Origin of the sequence: Vibrio mytili (assembly GCF_000830505.1) — a bacterium.
Lineage (GTDB): Bacteria > Pseudomonadota > Gammaproteobacteria > Enterobacterales > Vibrionaceae > Vibrio > Vibrio mytili.
Genome location: NZ_JXOK01000050.1, coordinates 84,282 through 106,670, shown reverse-complemented (window position 1 = coordinate 106,670; position 22,389 = coordinate 84,282). Strand labels below are relative to the sequence as shown.

24 protein-coding genes and 3 pseudogenes are annotated in these 22,389 nt (G+C 45.1%); 15 read left to right on the top strand and 12 right to left on the bottom strand.

All coding sequences use genetic code 11. The features are described 5' to 3' along the window. Nucleotides 1-191: 191 nt before the first annotated feature. The 3 genes from SU60_RS14085 to SU60_RS14075 form a co-directional block, all read right to left on the bottom strand. Nucleotides 192-1,325, bottom strand: coding sequence for a flagellin (locus SU60_RS14085; protein ID WP_041156068.1), 1,134 nt, complete (start codon nt 1,323-1,325; stop codon nt 192-194). Nucleotides 1,326-1,492: 167 nt separating this feature from the next. After that, entirely contained in the window at nt 1,493-2,395 is a 903-nt protein-coding gene (locus SU60_RS14080; protein WP_041156067.1) for a Dyp-type peroxidase, read from the bottom strand. A 42-nt stretch (nt 2,396-2,437) separates the two neighbouring features. Continuing rightward, entirely contained in the window at nt 2,438-2,923 is a 486-nt protein-coding gene (locus SU60_RS14075) for a DUF2919 domain-containing protein (RefSeq protein ID WP_041156075.1), read from the bottom strand. Nucleotides 2,924-3,098: 175 nt separating this feature from the next. Between SU60_RS14075 and SU60_RS14070 the strand changes: the two genes are divergently transcribed. Both SU60_RS14070 and SU60_RS14065 read left to right on the top strand, forming a co-directional pair. Continuing rightward, nucleotides 3,099-3,458, top strand: a complete 360-nt coding sequence (locus SU60_RS14070) for a DUF2956 domain-containing protein (RefSeq protein WP_041156066.1) — start codon at nt 3,099-3,101, stop codon at nt 3,456-3,458. Between the two features lie 8 nt (nt 3,459-3,466). Then, entirely contained in the window at nt 3,467-3,820 is a 354-nt protein-coding gene (locus SU60_RS14065; RefSeq protein WP_041156065.1) for a DUF4156 domain-containing protein, read from the top strand. Between the two features lie 39 nt (nt 3,821-3,859). Here SU60_RS14065 and SU60_RS14060 read toward each other — a convergent pair whose 3' ends face one another. Beyond that, nucleotides 3,860-4,147 carry a winged helix-turn-helix domain-containing protein gene (locus SU60_RS14060; protein ID WP_041156064.1) on the bottom strand — a complete coding sequence of 96 codons (288 nt, stop codon included), beginning with the start codon at nt 4,145-4,147 and terminating at the stop codon, nt 3,860-3,862. 265 nt (nt 4,148-4,412) lie between these two features. On the opposite strand from SU60_RS14060, the gene SU60_RS14055 reads away from it, so the two are divergent. The 4 genes from SU60_RS14055 to SU60_RS14040 are packed head-to-tail and all read left to right on the top strand — an operon-like array spanning nt 4,413 to nt 6,866. Next, the gene (locus tag SU60_RS14055) at nt 4,413-4,763 is read left to right on the top strand and encodes an ArsC family reductase (protein ID WP_041156063.1); all 351 of its coding nucleotides are present in this window, start codon (nt 4,413-4,415) and stop codon (nt 4,761-4,763) included. Between the two features lie 38 nt (nt 4,764-4,801). Continuing rightward, nucleotides 4,802-5,938, top strand: coding sequence for a succinyl-diaminopimelate desuccinylase (dapE, locus tag SU60_RS14050; protein ID WP_041156062.1), 1,137 nt, complete (start codon nt 4,802-4,804; stop codon nt 5,936-5,938). A gap of 29 nt (nt 5,939-5,967) precedes the next feature. After that, nucleotides 5,968-6,669 carry a M15 family metallopeptidase gene (locus SU60_RS14045; protein ID WP_041156061.1) on the top strand — a complete coding sequence of 234 codons (702 nt, stop codon included), beginning with the start codon at nt 5,968-5,970 and terminating at the stop codon, nt 6,667-6,669. Then, nucleotides 6,666-6,866: a DUF2897 family protein gene (locus SU60_RS14040; RefSeq protein ID WP_041156060.1), complete on the top strand. Its 201-nt coding sequence runs from the start codon at nt 6,666-6,668 to the stop codon at nt 6,864-6,866. Before SU60_RS14045 ends, SU60_RS14040 begins: the two co-directional genes overlap by 4 nt. Before the next feature lie 118 nt (nt 6,867-6,984). Here the strand turns inward: SU60_RS14040 and bamC are convergent, their stop codons facing one another. Together bamC and dapA are read right to left on the bottom strand one after the other, a co-directional pair. Further along, entirely contained in the window at nt 6,985-8,007 is a 1,023-nt protein-coding gene (bamC, locus tag SU60_RS14035) for an outer membrane protein assembly factor BamC (protein ID WP_041156059.1), read from the bottom strand. 118 nt (nt 8,008-8,125) lie between these two features. Beyond that, nucleotides 8,126-9,004, bottom strand: a complete 879-nt coding sequence (gene dapA / locus SU60_RS14030; RefSeq protein WP_041156058.1) for a 4-hydroxy-tetrahydrodipicolinate synthase — start codon at nt 9,002-9,004, stop codon at nt 8,126-8,128. 326 nt (nt 9,005-9,330) lie between these two features. Between dapA and SU60_RS14025 the strand changes: the two genes are divergently transcribed. Both SU60_RS14025 and bcp read left to right on the top strand, forming a co-directional pair. Beyond that, nucleotides 9,331-9,873, top strand: a complete 543-nt coding sequence (locus SU60_RS14025) for a glycine cleavage system transcriptional repressor (protein WP_041156057.1) — start codon at nt 9,331-9,333, stop codon at nt 9,871-9,873. Nucleotides 9,874-9,899: 26 nt separating this feature from the next. Continuing rightward, nucleotides 9,900-10,370 carry a thioredoxin-dependent thiol peroxidase gene (gene bcp, locus SU60_RS14020; RefSeq protein ID WP_041156056.1) on the top strand — a complete coding sequence of 157 codons (471 nt, stop codon included), beginning with the start codon at nt 9,900-9,902 and terminating at the stop codon, nt 10,368-10,370. Nucleotides 10,371-10,506: 136 nt separating this feature from the next. Here the strand turns inward: bcp and SU60_RS14015 are convergent. Both SU60_RS14015 and SU60_RS14010 read right to left on the bottom strand, forming a co-directional pair. Beyond that, nucleotides 10,507-11,575 (bottom strand): annotated as a pseudogene (locus SU60_RS14015) (AI-2E family transporter). Between the two features lies 1 nt (nt 11,576). After that, on the bottom strand, nt 11,577-11,813 hold the full coding sequence (locus tag SU60_RS14010) for a sulfurtransferase TusA family protein (protein WP_041156055.1): 237 nt from the start codon (nt 11,811-11,813) through the stop codon (nt 11,577-11,579). Between the two features lie 242 nt (nt 11,814-12,055). Between SU60_RS14010 and bepA the strand changes: the two genes are divergently transcribed. From bepA to SU60_RS13990, 4 genes are read left to right on the top strand one after another with little or no spacing between them, the layout of a single operon-like run. Continuing rightward, nucleotides 12,056-13,507, top strand: a complete 1,452-nt coding sequence (bepA, locus tag SU60_RS14005) for a beta-barrel assembly-enhancing protease (RefSeq protein ID WP_041156054.1) — start codon at nt 12,056-12,058, stop codon at nt 13,505-13,507. Nucleotides 13,508-13,523: 16 nt separating this feature from the next. After that, entirely contained in the window at nt 13,524-13,874 is a 351-nt protein-coding gene (gene arsC / locus SU60_RS14000) for an arsenate reductase (glutaredoxin) (RefSeq protein ID WP_041156053.1), read from the top strand. After that, the gene (wrbA, locus tag SU60_RS13995; protein WP_041156052.1) at nt 13,875-14,456 is read left to right on the top strand and encodes an NAD(P)H:quinone oxidoreductase; all 582 of its coding nucleotides are present in this window, start codon (nt 13,875-13,877) and stop codon (nt 14,454-14,456) included. Between the two features lie 7 nt (nt 14,457-14,463). Continuing rightward, a complete protein-coding gene (locus SU60_RS13990) occupies nt 14,464-14,904 on the top strand; it encodes a DUF2069 domain-containing protein (protein ID WP_041156051.1) in 441 nt (146 codons plus the stop codon). Between the two features lie 63 nt (nt 14,905-14,967). On the opposite strand, the gene SU60_RS13985 is transcribed toward SU60_RS13990, so the two are convergent. Beyond that, the gene (locus tag SU60_RS13985; RefSeq protein WP_041156050.1) at nt 14,968-16,182 is read right to left on the bottom strand and encodes a DUF2066 domain-containing protein; all 1,215 of its coding nucleotides are present in this window, start codon (nt 16,180-16,182) and stop codon (nt 14,968-14,970) included. Between the two features lie 349 nt (nt 16,183-16,531). On the opposite strand from SU60_RS13985, the pseudogene SU60_RS13980 reads away from it, so the two are divergent. Next, nucleotides 16,532-17,778 (top strand): annotated as a pseudogene (locus SU60_RS13980) (uracil-xanthine permease family protein). 98 nt (nt 17,779-17,876) lie between these two features. On the opposite strand, the gene upp reads toward SU60_RS13980, so the two are convergent. Continuing rightward, nucleotides 17,877-18,503 (bottom strand): uracil phosphoribosyltransferase, encoded by a 627-nt coding sequence (upp, locus tag SU60_RS13975; protein WP_041156049.1) that lies wholly within the window; start codon nt 18,501-18,503, stop codon nt 17,877-17,879. Nucleotides 18,504-18,683: 180 nt separating this feature from the next. Between upp and purM the strand changes: the two genes are divergently transcribed. Both purM and purN read left to right on the top strand, forming a co-directional pair. After that, nucleotides 18,684-19,724 carry a phosphoribosylformylglycinamidine cyclo-ligase gene (gene purM, locus SU60_RS13970; RefSeq protein ID WP_041156048.1) on the top strand — a complete coding sequence of 347 codons (1,041 nt, stop codon included), beginning with the start codon at nt 18,684-18,686 and terminating at the stop codon, nt 19,722-19,724. A 300-nt stretch (nt 19,725-20,024) separates the two neighbouring features. Further along, nucleotides 20,025-20,668 (top strand): annotated as a pseudogene (gene purN / locus SU60_RS13965) (phosphoribosylglycinamide formyltransferase). 95 nt (nt 20,669-20,763) lie between these two features. Here purN and SU60_RS13960 read toward each other — a convergent pair. Continuing rightward, nucleotides 20,764-21,609, bottom strand: coding sequence for a class II glutamine amidotransferase (locus SU60_RS13960; RefSeq protein ID WP_041156047.1), 846 nt, complete (start codon nt 21,607-21,609; stop codon nt 20,764-20,766). A 25-nt stretch (nt 21,610-21,634) separates the two neighbouring features. Next, nucleotides 21,635-22,210 carry a D-sedoheptulose 7-phosphate isomerase gene (gene lpcA, locus SU60_RS13955; RefSeq protein ID WP_041156046.1) on the bottom strand — a complete coding sequence of 192 codons (576 nt, stop codon included), beginning with the start codon at nt 22,208-22,210 and terminating at the stop codon, nt 21,635-21,637. Nucleotides 22,211-22,389 lie beyond the last annotated feature (179 nt).

Here is a 22,389-nt window from a genome sequence, read left to right as displayed (position 1 = left end):
ACGCACCCTGATTTCTTTAGAAAAATTTTTGGATTTTTTCGAAAATAATTCGTTTTGAGGACAAATTGCACTGAAGTAAGTAAAAACACAAAAAAACGTTAATTTTTGCTAAAGCTTGTTTTCAATCTGTCGATACAAGCTGTTTTTTCCCTAATTTTGCAGCGGTAGTGGCAATAGGAATGATAGTGAAATTAACCTAACAAAGATAAAACAAGATTTGGGCTTTGTTTTGCTTGAGCTAAAATAGAGGTGCTGACTTGCTGCAAAATCTGCTGTTTCACCATTTGCGTGGTTTCTTTGGCGTAGTCGGTATCTTGGATACGGCTGTTTGAAGCCGCTAAATTTTCGTGGATATTATCGAGATTATTGATCGCGTGATTAAAACGGTTTTGATACGCACCTAACTCTGCACGACTGCTGTCTACGTACTTCATTGCCGTATCTAATACTGCAACCGCACGCTGAGCGCCACCAACGCTGGTGATATCGATATTATCGACCGCTTCATAACCTGATAACGCCAAGTCTAGCTCATTCGCCAAACCGCCAGAAAAGGACACCGTTCCCGATGTTTCTTCTCCAGCCATGAAAATCTGTAGCTGCCCTTTTTCATTCACCGAAGCTGATACTTTATCCGTTTGACCATTAATATAAGTGGCCAGCTCTTCTATATCATCACCAGCTTTGGCATTAATCTGAATTTCTTCACTATCACCGAACCGGTTGGTAAAAGTCATGTTTAAATCGCTGTCATCCGGTTTTACGCGCCACAACTCACTCGCTCTACCTTGTGAAACATAACTAAAGCCACCCATTTCGATACCATCCGTTCGCATCGACTTCAGTTCGATTTGCACCGCTTCTCCAGACGCGGCGCCGATTTGAAACGCGGACTGGCCAAAAGCGCCATTCAATAGCTTTCGTCCACCGAAAGATGTGGTTTCCGCGATGCGATTTAATTCGTCATTCAGTGCCGTCACTTCTTCTTGCAACGCAGTCCGTTCCGCTTTGCTGTTTGAGCCATTAGCCGACTGAAGCGACAAGTCACGCATACGTTGCATAATGTTGGTCACTTCATTCATCGCCCCTTCGGCGGTTTGCATTATTGAGATTCCATCGTTCGCGTTACGTACGGCCACGTCTAAACCTCGCATTTGAGCCTGCAACCGGTTGGAAATTTGCAAACCTGCAGCATCGTCTTTTGCGCTGTTAATACGCTTCCCTGAAGACAAACGCTCCATGGATTGATTCAACATATCGGTTGCACTGGTCAAATGACGTTGTGCGACAAGTGCTGCAACATTGGTATTAACGGTGATCGCCACGAATAAAGGGTCCTAAAATTAAGGCTCTGGACTGTTATCGACCATACGTGACAAAGGTTTAGTGATTTTTAAGCAGGCAAGATGAGAGGTAATAAGACTAAGCGGCAACAAAAATGGAAACAAAAAGCCCTCCAGTTGGAAGGCTTAGGGCATCGTATGCAAGACGATTATTTGATGGCCAATTCCGCTAACATTTCTTGTGAGGGAGCGAAGAAATAAGCGCCAGTTACTGCATTGGTAAAACGTAACAGTTGATCGGTTTTACCGTCAGTGACGCCATACATGCTCTCAAGCATGACTTTGATATTGTGTAACGTGTGGCAGTAACAAATGAACAGTAGACCATGGTCGCCCGTGGCAGTGCCATATGGCAAACTGTGGCGAACGATCTTCAAGCCTTTGCCTTCTTCTTTGATGTCCACGCGACCAACATGCGACGCTGCTGGAACATCTTCTAACTCAATGGAATCTGGCTTCGTTCGACCAATCACTTTTTCTTGTGCTTTTACATTCAAACGATCCCATGCTGGCAAATTGTGCTCAAACCGCTGCGCCATGACATAACTACCACCAGCATAGGGGCCATCTGCAACTAATGCGACTTCGGCGCGAGCCATCCCTTTGGGGTTCTCTGTTCCATCAATGAAGTCGGTCATATCACGAGCGTCTAGATAACGATAGCCGTAGGTTTCATCAACAACCGTGACATCGTCTGATGTCTCCATCAGGAATTTACGCAAAATAAAAAAGTGTAAATCGTGACGAGTAGAATGACAGTGAATTAGTACATCAACATCTGAAGCTGGCGCGACAATGTCACCTTCGCCTAACTGTGGGAAATCGATCAACTCTTCTGGTGCATCAATGTTTAGGTGCTGCCAGAATGACTTAGTAAATGCGATAGAGAGTGTCAGGTCAGCACCTGGCTGACTGATATTTAACTCTTTAACCAGATCGGGAAGTGCCTTAATTTTCGCCAGTACACTTTCACGATTTTGATTAACTTTCAATTGAGTAAACAGTGCAAATGGTCCGGCTTCTGGCACGATTGCCGTTTGAGCTTGTGACATGGAGGTTTCCTCTATACTTTTGCCCAGATGGGAAGTTCTTGTTTAATGCTTTGATGACTGCTTTTCATTCTGCTCGAAGTGTGGAACATTGAAGCAGTCCTTTACCCACCGTCCGTTGAGAAGGTAGATAATAAACCAAGTTAATAGTGTAATGGTCAGCGCATTCGCCCAGTTGAAAACACCGTGTTCTAGATAGACATGATACATGGTTTGGACGAGTTGGACTCCAGATAAGATCAAAGTCACTTCACGTCCGTACTTTGTAAGCGAATTAATCTTCGGTCGGTCTGGGTGGCGTAATCCCATAAACCACATCAATAACAAACTTGGAATACCCATCGACAACCCCAAATACAGGGTACTGGAATCGGGGTATGCGATCGCCAAAATTTTACTACCGCTATCACGACTGACGCCAGCCATGGCAAAAACCACCCAAGAGCGCGCAAGGAACATCCATCCTAACCACACCATCACCGGCGCTTTCAAAAATCCATGAGTGTCATATTGATCAAAGGAATAGCGCACAATATTGTCTTCTTTGTTTCTATAAAGCACTGACTTTACCTGATTCGCTCCGCCCTGAGAAGTCACGGTCTTGTCGTCATTTACTGATAACGTCGCACTCTGACAGTGGGAGGTTCATTTCAACGCGTTGGGCAGGTAGACTAGGCGCAGATAACCATCCATATTGAATACAACCATGAAGAAAAAAAGCACAACAGTTCCCTCTCAAGAAACCCAAACAGAAGCCATGAAGATAGCAAAAGCGACCCAGAAACCTGGACAAACCAAGGATCAAACCAAGCTGATCGCACAAGGCATAGAGAAAGGCATTGCGCTATATAAAAAGCAGCAGAAAGAAAAAAATCGCCAGGCAGACAAAGTAAGAAAAAAGCAACAGAGAGAAAAACAGCGTCAACCACAAGAATCAACCGAGAACGAAGCTCAAATGACTGTGGAGACAAAGTCAACGAGATCGAATATTCTGCCTTGGGGTTTACTTATCCTAAGTTGGATTGGTTTTGCAGCTGCTACTCTTATAGAACATTCTTTTTTGTAAGATAGGGTATGCGAAAACTCATTGCTTTAAGCGCGACGCTGTCGCTTTTGGGTTGTTCAGCGACACCACTGAAGCCCCATGATGAAACTCAACGGGTTACCGTACGTATTGATAGCCAATTTGATCCAGAGCACTGTGAATACTTAGGTGAAGTCACCGGCAGTGAAGGACATTGGTATAACTACTTGTTCTTTACTAACCCAGACATGATAAAAGGTGCTATCAACGATTTAAAGAATAATGCTTTGGACATCAACGCAGATACGGTTTTCATGGTTTCTCCACAGTATTTCGTCACTTCTTTCACGTTATTAGGAAGTGCGTACCGCTGTCAGTCGTCATTACGAAATATACCAAAATAACCTCAAGCGAGAATGATAAAAAAGCCAGCAATTGCTGGCTTATGCACGAAATCCAAGGCTGTTAGCGATGTCGGTTTCCCTCTCTAAGACCCATTGACTATCAAAAGGACCCCAGTCGGAAAGCTGATAGTAGCCGTCATTATGGCGACGACCATCCTGAACAAATATAAGCTCAATGCCGATCCCGGGTAGTGCCTTGAGTACATCTTGAATTGTACGACGAGGCCACCCCGTTTTTTCGATCAACTTTGGTACGTTTGGCCTTTCTAGATTCTCCACTAACAAGGCCAGATACAGCCGCCTTGCAAAAACAGGACTCAATTCCATTGACACCTCCTAAAATTGTGCTGACTCATTATTTCGTTTTTGCACAGCGAGATGTTGCGTTTGATCAATAACTCGACGTATCCAAGCGATTTAGGTGGTTCTTTAATCATATTTAAGAAAATAAAACGCAAGCTAGGCATGGAATGAAATTTATTCACACTCTGCCTCTTTATCAGCTTGATTGCTTCTTGGTAGGATGCTGGAATAGTCAGAGAAACCAAAACAAAAGCATATAGACTGCCTTTCTAAGATAAAAGGAACCATTATGACGATTACCATGTTCGGTATTCCAAACTGCGATACGATAAAAAAAGCCAAGAAATGGTTGGATGCAGAAAGCATCGCTTATGATTTTCATGATTACCGTAAACAAGGGGTTGACGCAGAGATGGTGACAGAGTTTTGTCACGCTCTAGGTTGGGAGCAAGTACTTAATAAACGTGGCACCACGTACCGCCAGTTAACTCAAGAACAAAAAGACGCCCTCAACGAAGAAAATGCGGTGACTCTACTGGTAGAAAATCCAGCGATGATTAAGCGCCCAATCCTCAAAGTGGATGGGCAACTTCATATCGGTTTCAAAGCAGACCAATACGCGACTATTTTTAACTCATAGATCTATTTTTTAACTCATAAATAAAGGAAAACTCAAGGATGACAGACAGTCCAGTATTAGCCCTTGCTAAAGACCTGATCAGCCGCCAGTCCGTAACTCCTGAAGATGCAGGTTGCCAAGACCTGATGATAGAGCGACTGAAAGCCCTAGGTTTTGAAGTGGAAGTGATGGTGTTTGAAGATACCACCAACTTCTGGGCGCGCCGTGGTACTGAAGCGCCACTGTTCGCTTTTGCTGGCCATACCGACGTTGTACCAGCGGGTAAGCTTGAGCAATGGGATACACCACCATTTGAGCCAACGATTAAAAATGGTTACCTTCACGGGCGCGGAGCAGCGGACATGAAAGGGTCGTTGGCCTGTATGGTCGTCGCCGTCGAACGTTTTATTGCTGAGAACCCTGATCACAAAGGCTCTATCGGCTTTTTGATCACTTCTGATGAAGAAGGCCCGTTCATCAACGGTACAGTAAGAGTAGTGGAAACATTGATGGAGCGTGGCGAGAACATTGATATGTGTATCGTCGGTGAACCATCAAGTACTGACATTGTCGGTGATGTGGTGAAAAACGGCCGCCGCGGTTCGATCACAGGTGATCTCACGGTTAAAGGTACCCAAGGTCACGTGGCATACCCTCATTTAGCCAACAACCCTGTTCACGCCTCTTTACTAGCCATTCACGAATTAGCGACAACAGAATGGGACAAAGGCAATGACTATTTCCCGCCAACCAGCTTCCAGATCCCCAATGTTTCTGCAGGAACCGGTGCATCCAATGTTATCCCTGGGGAGTTCAATGTCCAGTTTAACTTGCGTTTCAGTACCGAGTTGACCAACGAAACGATTGTTGAGCGTGTCACTGAGACACTGAACAAATACGATCTAAACTACGATATCGATTGGACATTTAACGGCGAACCGTTCCTTACCGATACTGGCGCGCTGTTGGATGCTGTTGTTGTAGCGGTCAGCGAAGTGAACAACACGAAGCCTGCTCTACTAACAACAGGTGGCACGTCTGATGGTCGCTTTATCGCCCGCATGGGAGGACAAGTCGTGGAGCTTGGTCCAGTCAATGCAACCATCCATAAAGTCAACGAGTGCGTGAAAGTAGACGATTTAGAAAAGCTAACGGACATGTACCAGAACACGCTGAATCACTTGCTCGCAAAATAGCGGTCTATCGCGCAACCAACGAGAAGAATATGACGCCATCGCAACTCACTGGAACCACCAACACTCATCTTCAATCAACGATGATTGGTCAGAAAGCGTTTCTTCTGCATTCAGAAGTCACCAACGACCTGCTCGCGATGATTGAGGCCGCGACGCTTGCCGGATTCAAAATGGAAATCGCCAGTGGTTTTCGTGATTTCAGCCGTCAGCGATCGATATGGAATGGAAAGTTTGCCGGTGAGTTGCCTGTTCTTGATTCAAACTCGGCGCCACTGAATAAAGAGGATTTGAGTGATGAAGAAAAACTCATGGCGATCTTACGTTGGTCTGCCCTACCAGGTGGCAGTCGACATCACTGGGGTTGCGATTTTGATGTCTACGCGCGAAATCTATTACCAGAAGATGTCCAATTAAAACTGGAACCATGGGAATATTTACAAGGGCATCAAAACGCGTTTTATCAATGGCTGACTGCGCATCTTGATGAGTTTGGCTTTTTCTTTCCCTATCAACATGACCTTGGCGGCGTTGCAGTCGAACCCTGGCATATCAGTCATAAAGTCATTGGCCAACAATGCTTGTCTCAGCTCACACCTGAGATTCTTAAAGGTGAATTGACACGACAAAATCAACTCGGTGCTATTGCCGGATTAGAAGTTATCCTAAATAATCTAGAAAAGATTATGTCGACGTATATTTGCAATATCACCCCACCACCGGAGGCACTATGATTGAACTGCTGACTAACCCGTGGGTTATTATCATTGTGGTGTTAAGTGTCGTTATCGGTAATATCGCGGCACTGAAATACACAGCCAATACGAAGCTTGGCCAAATGGATAAGACTCGTAAAAGCGACTTAGACAAACTGAATGAGCTTGATCAGCATCGTGACGATAATAAAAGCAAGGACAAAAGTACGCACTAACGCTCGCTAGCCAATGCCACATCCCCATAAAACAAAACGCACACCAAGAAACACACACTAAAAAGGGACCATAATGAGGTCCCTTTTCTGTTTAAGCACTTATTTACTGTGATTGGTATTACTGCTGTTCCACCACGGCAGACATCACAGGGACAAGCGAGTTCAAGAATTGCTCTTCAACAGGTTTACCAGAAGAATCGGTAATATTAACCGAAGTACGGTTACCCAAATCGCCGAATAGGAACGTATATTTACCCGCTTTCAGATCAACAGGCTGAACGCCGATGTCATTCCAAAACTCATCATCCGGAGATGCGTACGTCGCCACGACAGTACCTTGAGACTGAGTACGTTCGTCAATTTTAAAGCCCATTTTAGGCAGAATGGTTGGTAATCGCTGCCATAACACATTGTATTGTGCACGAGCAATAATAACAGGAAGACCACTACGGTCTTTACCCATCGTAATCGGGATTTGTTTTACTAACTCTTGCGCTTGACGTTGCGCTTCTGCGCGCTGATTTTGATCGTAGCGAGCGGTGACCAAGTTAGTCATGAACACATTGTAGCGTTCTCGATTGGTTGCGGAGACTTGCTTAACCTGATTACCTTCACGCCAGTCAATCAAGCTGACATTAAATCCATATCGACCACCTGAATCTGTACGCGTGATCTCATATCGGCTGCCAATTTCCATGTCTTCATCAGCAGCGTTCCAAGTCACCCAGCCAGTCTCTATACGACTGTCTGTTTGACTTTCTACTGGAATTTTCTTGGACTCGACCATGCCAAGTACAGTTTGCCAAACCTTGTCCAATTCATTTTCACGCAACAGCCATAGTGTCACTTCACCGTTGTTATTACGCTCAAGGCGTGCGCCTGGAATAAGCTCCAACACTTGCTGTGGTGGTCGAATATCAACGTCTTTACCGATGCCACCAGAAAAATTCCCTTGAGGAATTTGATAATTTGGATACATCTGAGGCTCTGAGCCTTGCGGAACCTTCCACGTGCCCAAACTCGGCGTATTTAAATACTCGAAATCGTCTTTAGCTTGACGACGCTGTGTAGCACCACCCGAACAGGCAGTTAATACGAAAACAGCTAATGAACTTAACACTAACTGGCTTGAAAGCTTCATTTATACTCCTAAAACACTGAGGGCTCGTAAGCCCTCAGCATGAACTTCAGTCCTAGGGCCTGTTGATCTTTCCCGGTTAAATTTTGTTCGAAAGGTCAACAGACCCTAGTGTTCAATCTTAATAAATACCGACGTCTTTCAACGCCTGTTCCACGATCGGCTGCGACTTTTCTGACAGTGTCGTTAGCGGCAAACGCAAATCACCAAATTCAATTAAACCAAGCTTGTGTGCCGCCCATTTTACTGGAATCGGGCTTGCTTCAATAAATAGATTTTTATGCAGCGTCATCAAACGCTGGTTAATGACTTCTGCTTCTTCGTACTGACCTTCACTTGCCAAATGGAACATGTCTGCCATGTCTTTGGCTGCAACATTGTTGGTTACCGAGATAACACCATCACCGCCAAGTTTAACAAAATCCAATCCTGTCGCATCATCACCACTGAGTAAGATAAAATCTTCGCCACAAAGTTCACGATGAATTGCAACTCTGTCTAAATCACCTGTCGCGTCTTTAAGACCGACAATGTTTTTCAGCTTTGATAAACGACCTACCGTCTCTGGCTGCATATCTACGGCAGTACGGCCCGGAACATTGTAAAGAATAACCGGTACGTCGCTCGCTTCAGAAATCGATTTATAGTGTAGGTACAAGCCTTCTTGCGTAGGTTTATTGTAATACGGTGTCACACTAAGGAAACCTGCAATACCTGAATCTGCCAGCAGTTTGCTGAATGTCACGGCTTCGTGAGTCGCATTCGCGCCCGTCCCCGCAATCACTGGGATACGACCGTTTGCAAATTCAACCGTTTTATTCACGACCTTCACATGCTCTTCAATGGTCAGTGTCGCTGACTCACCTGTCGTGCCTACTGCAACAATACCGTCTGAACCCGCTTCAACGTGATATTCCACCAGTTTCTGTAGACCGTCAAAGTCTACTTCACCATCCGCTTTGAATGGCGTGATCAGCGCTACGATACTTCCCGAAAACATGTTTATCTCCCTTATTTAACTCTTTCTGCATGGTACTGTAATGCCATTGACAAACACAAGAGTGTAAACTCGCTTATAAAGTGAATAATTATCAGTTGTTAGATGTCTAGCAACTAATTTACTGCGAACACACAACATTTTGACAATGTTATTCGTTTTTGGCCTGCTCTCTTAGATGAGACAGCGATTTGACTTGTCCCCGAGACAACCCTTTTTTGCTCTATTCCCCTGCCTTAAACAAGCTAAAAAACGCACTGAGTCGATATTTCTCGGCCGTATCTGTGCTAACATCTCTACTATTGAGAGAACGGACAAGAAGCTTATTTATGAAGCAACATCTGGTACTTACAGCAGTAGGAAAGGACCGTCCAGGCATTTGTAACCAAATAGTCAAGCTGGTTACTCAAGCTGGCTGCAACATTGTTGATAGTCGCATTGCGATCTTCGGTAATGAATTCACCCTGATCATGCTGCTTACGGGTAACGCCAACCATATTACTCGTGTCGAAACCCAACTGCCTTTACTTGGGCAAGAACATGACTTGATTACCATCATGAAACGTACCGCAGCACATGAACTGCTCGATAACAGTTATACGATGGAAGTCTTTATTGAATCTGAAGATAGACCAGGCCTAACTGAAAAATTCACTCAGTTTTTTGCTCAGCAACATATCGGTTTAGACTCACTCAGTGCGCAAACCATCAGTAAATCCAAAGTTCAATTAGACAACGACCAATTTCATATTGCTATTACAGCATCGGTTAGCGCTGACTGTAACCTCATGCAGTTACAAGAAGATTTTAATGAACTTTGCCAGTCGCTCAACGTACAAGGTTCACTGAATTTCATTAAAAACACAATATAATATCAATCACAGTAAAGGAAATAATGATGAATACGCTGACAGCAGGCTCGCCAGCACCCGCCTTCTCATTGCTCGATCAAGACGGTAATACCGTTTCTCTAAGTGATTTCAAAGGCAAAAAAGTCCTTTTCTATTTCTACCCCAAAGCGATGACTCCAGGCTGTACAACACAAGCCAAAGGTCTACGTGACATTAAAGCAGAACTCGATGCCCACAATGTCGTTGTTCTTGGTGTAAGCATCGATCCAGTAAAACGTCTGGGTAAGTTCATCGAACGTGATGAGCTAAATTTCACCCTACTTTCTGATGAAGATCATGCTGTTGCAGAACAGTTTGGTGTCTGGGGCGAGAAGAAGTTTATGGGAAAAATCTACGATGGCTTGCATCGTATTAGCTTCCTAATCAATGAAGACGGTGTGATTGAACATGTTTTCAATAAGTTTAAGACCAAAGATCACCATGAGGTAGTTCTGAACTACCTAAACGAAAACGCTTAATCGTTCGCTCGATAATGACTAAATAAGCGATGCTAACTAAGCAAAGAAAGCCCAACACTTGTTGGGCTTTCTTTGCTTCATGAACGTTCTTCTAATCAAAAGAAGTATTCTGCGCTTTGTTCTTCAATAGGAACGGCTACTCTTGAACGGGCTCGTTATCTTCAGGCTTGGTAGTGCATGCCAAACCGCTTTCACTAAGGTTGCCAGTGGAATGGCAAAAAAGACGCCCCAGAATCCCCACAGACCGCCAAACACCAACACAGCCACAATGATAGCAACCGGGTGAAGGTTCACCGCTTCAGAAAATAGGACTGGAACCAATATATTGCCATCCAAGGTTGAATGATGCCATACGCGAGCAATAGCCAGTAAAATTGTGGTGTCATCCCCCACTGGAACAAGCCGACAATCGCAACCGGTACCGTGACAGCAGCAGCGCCAATGTAAGGAATAAGCACAGACAACCCAACCGCAACCGCTAACAGCGCGGAATAACGCAAATCCAAAATAGCAAAGGTTACATAGCTGACGCTACCGACGATAAGGATCTCCAGCACTTTGCCGCGAATGTAATTGGAGATTTGCTCGTTCATCTCATGCCAGACTTTGTTCGCCAGTCTGCGGTTCTTCGGTAAAATGCCACTAGCCATACTGAGCATCTCTTCTTTATCTTTTAACAAAAAGAAAATCAGTAATGGCACTAAGATCAAGTACACCGCCAACGTTGCTATGCTGACTAAGGACGCTAATGACCCTTTTACAACACTTTCACCCAGTCCGAGTGCCTGATTTTTCGCGTTAGTCACAATCGTCTCTACGATTTCTAAGTTCGCCAGTTCTGGGTGACGTTCAGGCAATGTCACAATAAACTTCTGTAAGCCATTGTACATATTGGGGATATCGTTAATCAGGTTACCGACCTGTGTCCAAATTGTTGGCACTAAACCAAACAGAGCGATTAACATAATACCGACAAAAACCAGCAGAACGATAATCACCGATAGTGTTCGTGGCATACCTAAACGACTCATTTTTACCACTGGCCACTCAAGTAGATAAGCCAGTACGATGGCAACCAATAACGGAGCGATCAAATGCCCAAAGAAATAAATGGTGATAAACCCGAACAGCAAAATCGCGACAAGGCTGACGGCATGAGGGTCTGAGAATCGACGTTGATACCAACGACTTACCATTTCAAACATCTTATTCGGATTCCTTATTGAAAACGGTCAATATGTAGTGCTCTGCTGTAGATTGGCAATCTACTGTGTACCCTTGAGTACGTAGATAATTTACAATGTCTTGTTTAGAGCTACGATCCACCACTTGAATAACAAGCTGATGATTATGCTGCGTTTCTTCATTAAAGACTTGAGCAGCGTGACGCTTCGCAAGTAACAGTGCCATAGGACAGCGTTCCTCACGTAAATCAAGTAACATCGATTCCATTGTTTTGCTCTGCACTTATGATAGGGTTGTATTGTAACGGCTTTTTGAGCTGGAGCTAGCACTTCTGACACGATTTGACCCACACCTCAAAGTTGCTTGGGTATATAAATAATTTACGAAACCAATTCGTGCATCACAGGTCTTATAGTTAGCATATTCATACCCATAAGCAGCTGGAGGAAATACGCCTTCAACCGTATGCAGTAGGTATTTTTGGAGAACCTTTAAACCGTATGTTAAAACGCACTCGATCGCTAGTTTGCTTATGCCTTGCCGCCGCAATGAGTTCGCCTAGTTCTTATGCCAATAGTATTGATTTACCCGATATCGGAACCGCCGCAGGCAGCACACTTTCCATCGATCAGGAGTTGATTTATGGTGACGCATACATGCGTATGCTCCGAGCTAGCAAACCGATCATAGACGATCCGGTTATTAATCAATACATCGATACTCTTGGGCATCGCTTGGTCGCCAATGCCAATGACGTAAAAACACCTTTTAAGTTTTTTATGATAAGGGATCGCAACATCAATGCCTTCGCATTTTTTGGCGGTTACGTTGCGCTGCACTCTGGTCTTTTTTTACACGCGCACACAGAAAGTGAATTGGCCTCGGTTCTTGCTCATGAGATAGCACACGTCACACAGCGTCACTTAGCTCGTAGCATGGAAGAGCAAGCCAGACGCTCACCAGCGACAATGGCCGCCCTTGCAGGCGCTCTGCTACTTTCCATAGCCTCACCAGAAGCTGGTATGGCTGCGATTACCGCCGCGACGGCAGGAAACATGCAGAGTCAAATCAACTATACCCGCTCCAACGAGAAAGAGGCCGACCGTTTTGGTATTGCGACACTGGCTAAAGCAGGTTTCGACGCGAAAGCAATGCCACGTTTTTTTGGCCGCTTGGCTGATGAGTATCGCTACGCAAGTAAACTGCCGCCAATGTTACTCACCCACCCGCTTCCTGAAGATCGTGTGGCAGACAGTCGACAAAGAGCGGAAACTTATCCACCAATGCGCGTTGTTCCCTCGATTGATTATCATTTGGCGCGGGCACGTATCGTCGCTCGTTATGCAGGAATCGACGGGCAAGCGGCATTAAGTTGGTTTGAGCGTACTCAGAAAAAAGCCTCTGCGGATATTGTTCCATCGTTCGATTATGGAAGAGCGCTGGTTTATCTCGATACTAAGCGCCTAGACAAAGCGGAAACGCTGCTAAACAAGCTGACACGTCAGGACCCCAATAACCCGTTTTATCTTGATGCGATGTCTGATTTGTACATCGATAAAAATCAACCAGAGAAGGCAATTGATATGCTCAGCAAAGCACTTTCGCGGAACCCGCAAAATAAAGTGCTGACGATTAATTATGCCAACGCTTTGATAAAAGCGAACCAAAATGCTCAAGCGGTTCGCACGCTCCAGAGATACACTCATAATAACCCAGAAGACGCAAATGGATGGCAGCTCATCTCGCAAAGTTATCATGCTCTGGGTCGTAACGATGAAGAGCTGGCTGCACGAGCCGAAATTTTAGCGCTACGTGCAAACTGGAATAAAGCGATTCAATATTATAGTGAAGCAAGTAAAATGGCCAAACTGGGCAGTCTAGAACAGGCACGATATGATGCTCGAATAGACCAGCTCATGATCTTAAGAGATCGATTCATGGCATTACAATAACGAAACGGAGAAAACCATGTCAGTCGTGATTTATCACAATCCACGTTGCTCAAAGAGCCGTCAAACACTCGAATTATTAGAACAGAATGGCGTGACGCCGGAAGTCGTGAAATATTTAGACAACCCGCTAAGTGTCGATCAACTGAAAACACTTTATGCGCAACTCGGCTTTTCTTCAGTGCGAGAAATGATGCGCACCAAAGAAAGCGACTATAAAGATCTTGGCTTAGGGGACGCATCAGTCAGTGACGAGCAACTTTTTCAAGCCATGGAACAAAATCCAAAACTGTTTGAGCGTCCTGTTGTGGTTGCAAACGGCAAAGCGAAAATTGGTCGCCCACCAGAGCAAGTGCTGGATATTCTATAGATGGATTGCCAGATCCTGATTTTGTACTTCAGCCGTCATGGCTGCACAAGACAACTGGCAAGACAGATAGCAAGAGGAGTCGAGTCGACTCCTCAATGCGAAGCAATTTTGCGTACAGTTGAAGAATTGTCATTTCACTCACAGCCTCAGCCCGATCCAATTGTTACTCTAGAGGAACTGAAAAAATGCGATGGTCTCGCTTTCGGCAGCCCGGTTTGGTTTGGCAATATGGCTGCACCACTAAAGCACTTTTGGGATCAAACAACACCATTATGGGTAAGCGGTGATCTCATCGATAAGCCAGCTTGTGTTTTCACCTCATCGTCATCCATGCATGGCGGGCAGGAAACCACATTGCAAAGCATGATGACGCCCTTGCTGCATCACGGAATGGTGGTGCTGGGTATTCCTTATGCAGAACCTGAATTGCACTCGACGGAGTCTGGAGGGACACCCTATGGTGCAAGCAGTGTCGGCGAAGCATCGAGCCTTTCCGCCGAAGAAGCACGCCTCGCACAAGCATTGGGTAAAAGGCTGGCATCCGTAGCATTAAAGCTCAAGACCAGCGTAAATCAAGGATAGTTCAACGATGTCTGATCATTTAGACCAAACCCCCTTAGGTACACAGGCGAAAACGTATCGTTACCTCGCTTTGTTTGGCAATTTATCGCTGTTAGCTTGGGTCGCGATTTGGCAGCTTGTGCTATCCCCGCACCCACACCTAAGCAGCTCGACTCTGGCAATTGCATGGTGTATACCACTGTTGCTTCCTTTGCCTGGGATTTTGGCCGGAAAGCCTTATACACACGCTTGGGCGAACTTCGTATTAATGCTGTATTTTTTGCATGCGTTAACCATTTTGTATGTGGATAACGGAGAGCGCTGGTTAGCTGCGGTTGAATTACTACTCACGTCTGTGGGCTTCGCTGGCAACATTTTGTTTGCCCGAGCGAGAGGTAAGGAGCTGGGCCTAAAACTCAAACGTTTATCCCAAGTTGAAAAAGAAGAGCAAGACAAGTTTCTAAATTAGTCGGCTGAGTCATAAGTTTTTTGATAAAAAAGAGTCGCCATTGCGACTCTTTTTTATTGCTATTTAGCTTCGCGACGACTGCCACTCATAAACTAAATCATACTGTTCTTGTACTGGCTTTTTGCTCGGTTGAACAGGGGATGGGCTATCTTCTAAAGACGACTCAGTCACGTCGGCAATAGCAGGAAGCGACCCTTCTCCATCAGCAGACTCAGTAGAGGTCGCCCTCTTCTCTTTTTGTATCGTAGTTTCCCCTTTCATTTCGGTCGCAGGAGTAAGTTCAGCCACTGGTTCATCAATCATATGCAATCGAGAGATAGAAGCGGCTTGCTGCTGAAAAGAATCTTTGGACGCAAGCAAGTGAAGTTTTAACGTTAGCTCGTTCCCCTGAACTCGTTTGATCTCACTGCTCGCCACTGAGTTGAGCTGCTTCAATGTATTTTCTAGACGGAAAAAATCCGTTGCTGAATTAACGTTACGCACTTTCATTACCAAAACGTTGGATGGCTGCTCCGTAACAACCACTGCATTCTTTTTCGCATAATAATCAGCAAGCCCATTCACCATGGCTTTAATCGCCTGTTCACCCGTTGCAGAGCCACTACGCGGTGGCTTCGGAGAAGCAGAGACGGATGAAGGAGACTGGTCGTATAACGTCCACCGTATCGTATCCTTTTGCACACGTAAGATAAGCAAAGCATCTACTGGATACCGCTGACTCGCTTGGGCGATAGGCGTGATAAAATCGCCCCAAACATCAGAGACCTCTATTCCAGTCACATCATCAAAATCTCCAACAGGAATCGTAACCGGCAACCCGCGCGCCTCAGCAGCACGGCGCAATTTTTGAATGTTCGGAGAGTCAGAGTTTTCCCAAGCGATGGTGCGATCATAGCTTTCTTCTTCAACCATCCAAACAAGAATATTGGCGCGATTAGGTGACCAAGACGGCAACTGTGCCTGATTCAAGAGTGATTGTATCTGCGTACCATTGAACTGCATTTTTAAGCTCGCTTTACCATCCACTCGGCCGTAGCCCAACTGAGAAATGTAACGTGAGCTTGACTCCAGCGCCTTTTGAATAACTGGGTTTTGTAAGGAGGAATCCGACCCCGTCGCTCGGACGATGACATCTTTCATACCTTGTTGACGAGCCATAGATTCAGCACCGCTCAACTGACGGTCGATCACCGCTTCTGCATGATAAATATCCACTTGCGTCAGGGCATGTACGGGGAGAGCTAAACAACCTAAAAGTAACAGAGCAAAATAGCGCATAGTTTTCTTCATCCTTAAAACACAACGACAAATGATAAGCAACGCGCAGAGGTCGAGCAAGATAGTGACAGAGGAAATACCGCTAAATATGACACACTTAATATTAATTTTATCAATTTATCATACTGTGTCGCTTATATTTCCTGATAATCAGTTTTATGTCCCTATACGAACGAGCCACAATAATCACCTAATAGCATAAAACACACATACTCTAAATATTTGTAATAAGACAACTCGCAATTCATCCCTCTGTTTTGTAGAATTCACGCGAAATTTTGATCTAAACAGCATTGCAAACGTTTGCTACATGCTAATATCCGCCAAATTTTTTGAATAGGAAATGATTATGAAAAATGCGTTACAAGGCGCTCAAATGCTCTTTGTCGCTTTTGGTGCACTGGTTCTCGTGCCGCTTCTGACTGGTCTCGATCCCAATGTCGCTCTCTTCGGTGCTGGTGTCGGTACTCTTCTCTTCCAATTGATCACTAAACGTTCTGTCCCTATTTTCCTTGCTTCTTCCTTTGCGTTTATTGCTCCTATTATGTTTGGAATCCAAACGTGGGGAATCGCTGCAACCATGGGCGGTTTGATGGCTGCCGGCTTAGTTTATGTTGCGCTTGGTGCCATGATCAAAGTTCGCGGTGTCGGCTTTATTCACAAGATTTTACCTCCCGTGGTCGTAGGCCGGTGATCATGGTCATTGGTCTCGGCTTAGCACCTACTGCCGTCAATATGGCGATTGGTAAAACGGGTGACGGTGGCGCTCAACTGGTCAACGGTGATGCCGCAATCATTATCTCTTCTGTTTCATTATTAACAACGATTGTGCTCAGTGTCTTTACCAAAGGCTTCTTAAAGCTGGTTCCTATTCTTGGCGGTATTTTGGCTGGATACGCGGTGTCACTATTCTATGGCGTAATTGATTTTACCCCTGTGGCACAAGCGGCTTGGTTAGCGATGCCTAACTTCACTACGCCAGAGTTTAATATCAATGCGATTCTGTTCATGATTCCAGTTGCCATTGCTCCTGCCGTAGAACACGTGGGTGACATGCTCGCTATTTCGAACGTGACAGGTAAAGATTATCTGAAAAAACCAGGATTACACCGCACCATTACCGGCGACGGTATCGCTACGATTGCAGCATCTATGGTTGGTGCACCACCAAACACGACTTATAGCGAAGTAACGGGGGCCGTGATGCTGACTAAAGCGTTCAACCCTGTAATCATGACTTGGGCAGCGATTACCGCTATCGTTCTTGCGTTGGTTGGTAAGCTTGGTGCAATTCTTCAGACCATTCCAGTGCCTGTAATGGGCGGCATCATGATCCTGCTGTTTGGCTCTATCGCGACTGTGGGTCTTAATACCTTAATCAAAAACCATGTTGACCTGCATAAATCTCGTAACCTAGTGATTGTTGCAGTGACACTGGTTTTTGGTATCGGCGGCATGGCTTTCGGCGTTGGCGAGTTCAGTCTTCAGGGTGTCAGTTTGTGCGGCATAGTGGCAATCATTCTGAACTTAGTGCTACCTCATGACCTAGGTGAAAACCACGTCGTTGACAACGCTCAAATGGAAGAACAGAAGTAAACGGTTCACTTTTTCCAATCAAAAACAAATATAAAAAAGGCTTGGTTTTTAATCAAGCCTTTGTTTTTTAATTCAATTTATAAGAATCAAGGTTGCGCTTATTTAGTACCAAAGATCTTATCGCCCGCATCACCTAGGCCAGGGACAATGTAACCTTTGTCATTGAGTTTCTGGTCAATTGCTGCGGTGTAAAGTTCTACATCTGGGTGCGCTTTTTCTAATGCTTCAATCCCTTCTGGTGCTGCCACTAAAACAAGCACTTTGATTTGGTTACAACCTTGCTCTTTAAGTAAGTCAATGGTTGCAATCATCGAACCGCCAGTTGCAAGCATAGGGTCAACCACAAGAGCGATACGTTCTTCGATGTTTGAGGCCAGTTTGTTAAAGTACGGGACTGGCTCTAGTGTCTCTTCATCACGGTAAATACCGACCACACTGATACGCGCACTTGGTACGTGCTCAAGTACACCATCCATCATACCGAGACCTGCACGCAAGATTGGCACTACGGTTACTTTTTTACCTTTGATTTGGTCGACTTCAACTGGGCCATTCCAACCATCAATGGTCACTTTTTCTGTTTCAAAATCGGCTGTTGCTTCGTAAGTAAGTAGGCTACCGACTTCTGTCGCTAGCTCACGAAAACGTTTCGTGCTGATATCACCTTCTCTCATTAAACCAATTTTGTGTTTTACTAGAGGGTGTTTTACTTCAACAACTTTCATGTCCATCTCCGGCTATAGTTGGCAATATTTAAATAAACCTTCAGATTATACATAATTTTGACGAAGATAGCAGGCGATATCACTAAAGAAAAAAACCAGCGCAAACGTTTGCTATCTGTATTTAAGCACTGGTAGAATAGCGCCGTTTTCATATCCAACTTAAATACCGAGGACTTCCCTGTGAGTGGTAATAACTCTTCTCTTAGTTATAAAGATGCTGGTGTAGATATTGATGCAGGTAACGCGCTTGTCGATCGTATTAAGGGTGCCGTAAAACGTACTCGTCGCCCTGAAGTGATGGGTGGTATCGGTGGTTTTGGCGCACTGTGTGAGCTGCCAACTAAATACAAACAGCCAGTATTAGTGTCTGGTACTGACGGCGTAGGCACCAAACTTCGCCTCGCTCTGGATATGAACAAGCACGACACCATCGGCATTGACCTTGTAGCAATGTGCGTGAATGACCTTATCGTACAAGGGGCAGAGCCATTGTTCTTCCTAGACTACTACGCAACAGGCAAACTGGATGTCGACACTGCTGCAGATGTGGTGTCTGGCATTGCAGAGGGCTGTGTTCAAGCGGGTTGTGCTCTTATCGGTGGTGAAACGGCGGAAATGCCGGGCATGTACGAAGGCGAAGACTACGATGTCGCGGGTTTCTGTGTTGGCGTAGTCGAAAAAGAAGACGTCATTGATGGCTCAAAAGTCGCTGCAGGCGATGCTCTTATCGCGGTAGGTTCAAGCGGCCCCCACTCAAACGGCTACTCACTTATCCGTAAGATCCTTGAAGTGTCAGGTGCAGACAAAAACGAAGATTTAGCTGGTCGTACGATTGGTGAGCATCTTCTAGAACCGACTAAAATTTACATTAAGTCAGCGCTTAAGATGATTGAGAAGCATGACATCCATGCGATTTCTCACATCACAGGTGGTGGCTTCTGGGAAAACATCCCACGCGTTTTACCAGAAGGCACAAAAGCAGTGATCGATGGCAACAGCTGGGAATGGCCTGTTATCTTTAATTGGCTACAAGAAAAAGGGAACGTTACGACGCATGAAATGTACCGCACCTTTAACTGTGGGGTTGGTCTGATCGTCGCCCTACCAAAAGACCAAGCAGACGCAGCCGTTGCGCTTCTTAAAGAAGAAGGCGAAAACGCATGGGTCATTGGTGAAATCGCTCAAGCTGAAGCAAATGAAGAGCAAGTAGAGATCAACTAACTTATAATACCAATTCCAGCCATCTTCTCATCATTCTTGCTGGTTAAAATCGCTGATAGCTGCGTTATGATTTTTGTAATTAGAACCACTAGTTACCGCAAATTTTGCCTTGCTCTAAGCGATTTTTCCTACGCAATTTTATGACAATAAAATTACTGGCATTGGTATATTCAAGCTCAAAAAATGAAAAGAATGAGGATACTAGATGACTAGGTCCTCATTCTGCTATCTGGAACCTCGAAAACCATTTTGATAGTAGGTACTTTTAAAGGATCTACAATTTTAAGGCAGCCTCAACACATGAAAAATATAGTGGTCCTCATTTCTGGTAGCGGTAGTAACCTGCAAGCCATTCTAGAAGCCTGCGATGCCAGCATGCCCAACGCGCATGTTTCTGCTGTTTTCTCAAACAAAGCAGACGCATACGGATTGGAGCGAGCTAAGCAATTTAATGTGGACGGTCACTTTGTCGATCCTAAAGCATTTGACTCCCGTGACGCCTTTGATGCGGAACTCATGAAACAAATCGACCAGTATCAGCCAGATGTCGTTGTACTCGCCGGTTACATGCGCATTCTTAGCAGTGAATTTGTCCTGCATTACATGGGTAAGATGATTAATATCCACCTTCGCTACTGCCAAAATACCCGGGGCTACATACCCACCAGCGCGCAATTGACGCTAAGGACAAAGAACACGGTACCAGCGTTCATTTTGTCACTGAAGAACTCGACGGCGGTCCGGTAATACTGCAAGCCAAAGTGCCAGTCTTTGCTGACGATGATGCAGACACGCTTGCAGCCCGCGTTCAAACTCAAGAACACAGAATTTACCCAATGGTGACTAACTGGCTAGTCGAAGGTCGATTGTCGATGCAAAACGGGAAAGCTTGGTTGGACGGAAAAGAACTCGGCGAACACGGTTACGCTGCAGAGGACGAGTAATACACTCTCCACCTAGCACAAAATACCCTCCCTACCCCGAAAAAAAACAAAAGGCAGTCACACGACTGCCTTTTTCGTTGTTCTAGAGGTTATCTTTACTCTAACGGCTCAGCCGGTGCTTGATTCCCGGGTTTTGGTGCAGCAAATGGCACATCAGCAAGCTCATGCGCATTGTTTTTCACCAGTTCTCCAAAATGAAATAGCCCATATTCACCCGGCTTCATGCGTTGCCATTCTTCATTACCTGTTAACGGTTGAGTGGCGATAACGGACACAATGTCGTTTGGCGTGGTCTCTTCCTGAAAGTTGATTTCGACATCTTCATCAAGCAAAGCAGCTTTGCCAAATGGCGCTCTTCGCGTGATCCAATAAAGGTGGTTAGTGCAATACGTCATGACAAATTCGCCATTACTAAGCAGCATGTTGAACACACCTTTGTCTTTTAACTGATCGCAACATTTAGCCACATAAAGGAAGACGGATTCCATATCCTGAGGAGGCTCAGGGTAACGATCTTCCATCTGTTTCAGCAACCAACAAAAAGCGAGTTCACTATCGGTTTCTCCAACCGGTCGGTGCCCACCTGTATGCAAATCTTGGTAGTTAGATAACTGACCATTATGTGCAAACGTCCAATACTTGCCCCACAACTCACGTGTGAACGGATGGGTATTTTCGAGATTGACCCCGCCTCGGTTTGCTTGGCGAATATGACTCACCACTGCACAGCTTTTTATTGGGTAGTTTTGCACCAGTTCGGCGATCTTAGAGTCACAGCTTGGCTTAGGATCTTTGAAGGTTCGAAACCCCTTTCCTTCATAGAAAGTTATGCCCCAGCCATCGCGGTGTGGACCTGTTCGTCCCCCGCGCTGCATCAACCCCGTAAAACTAAAACAGATATCTGTAGGAACATTGGCGCTCATGCCGAGCAATTCACACATGGTTTAATGAACCTCTTGCCTAGAATTATTCCATTTCTTTTTCAATTAACTGAATGATGATATGGATGATTTTAATGTGTATTTCTTGAATACGATCCGCGTAACCAAAATGCGGAACACGAATTTCAATATCAGCCAAACCTGCCATTTTGCCACCATCTTTACCTGTCAGCGCGATGGTTTTCATGCCTTTCGCTTGTGCCGCTTCAATGGCTTTTAAAATGTTTGCCGAGTTCCCAGACGTCGACAAGCCAAACAGAATATCACCTTTGCGTCCCACCGCTTCGACATAACGTGAGAATACAAAGTCGTAGCCAAAGTCATTACTCACACAAGAAAGGTGGCTTGGATCTGAAATTGCAATGCCAGCGTAACCTGGGCGATTTTCACGATAACGACCAGTCAACTCTTCGGCAAAGTGCATCGAGTCACAATGAGATCCACCATTACCACATGACAATACTTTGCCATCGTGTTTAAAAGAATCGGCAATCATTTTCGCCGCGGCTTCAATTTGCGCAATGTTATGGTCATCGCTTAAAAATTTGTTGAGCACTTCAGCAGCTTCGTTCAGTTCGCTTCGAATCAGATCTTGGTACATAGGAGGTTCTCTTTTTTATTTCGGTCATCGGCATGCGGTTGCTTTGCCGGTGCAAATGGCTCTGATGCTGAGTCGTTCTCACAGACCCAAACATATTGAGAGTATCTGGGTATAGAGTTTACCCACAAACAAGAATTAGTGTCGATAGAGATCCAACAGATTTGAATTTTTGACACAAA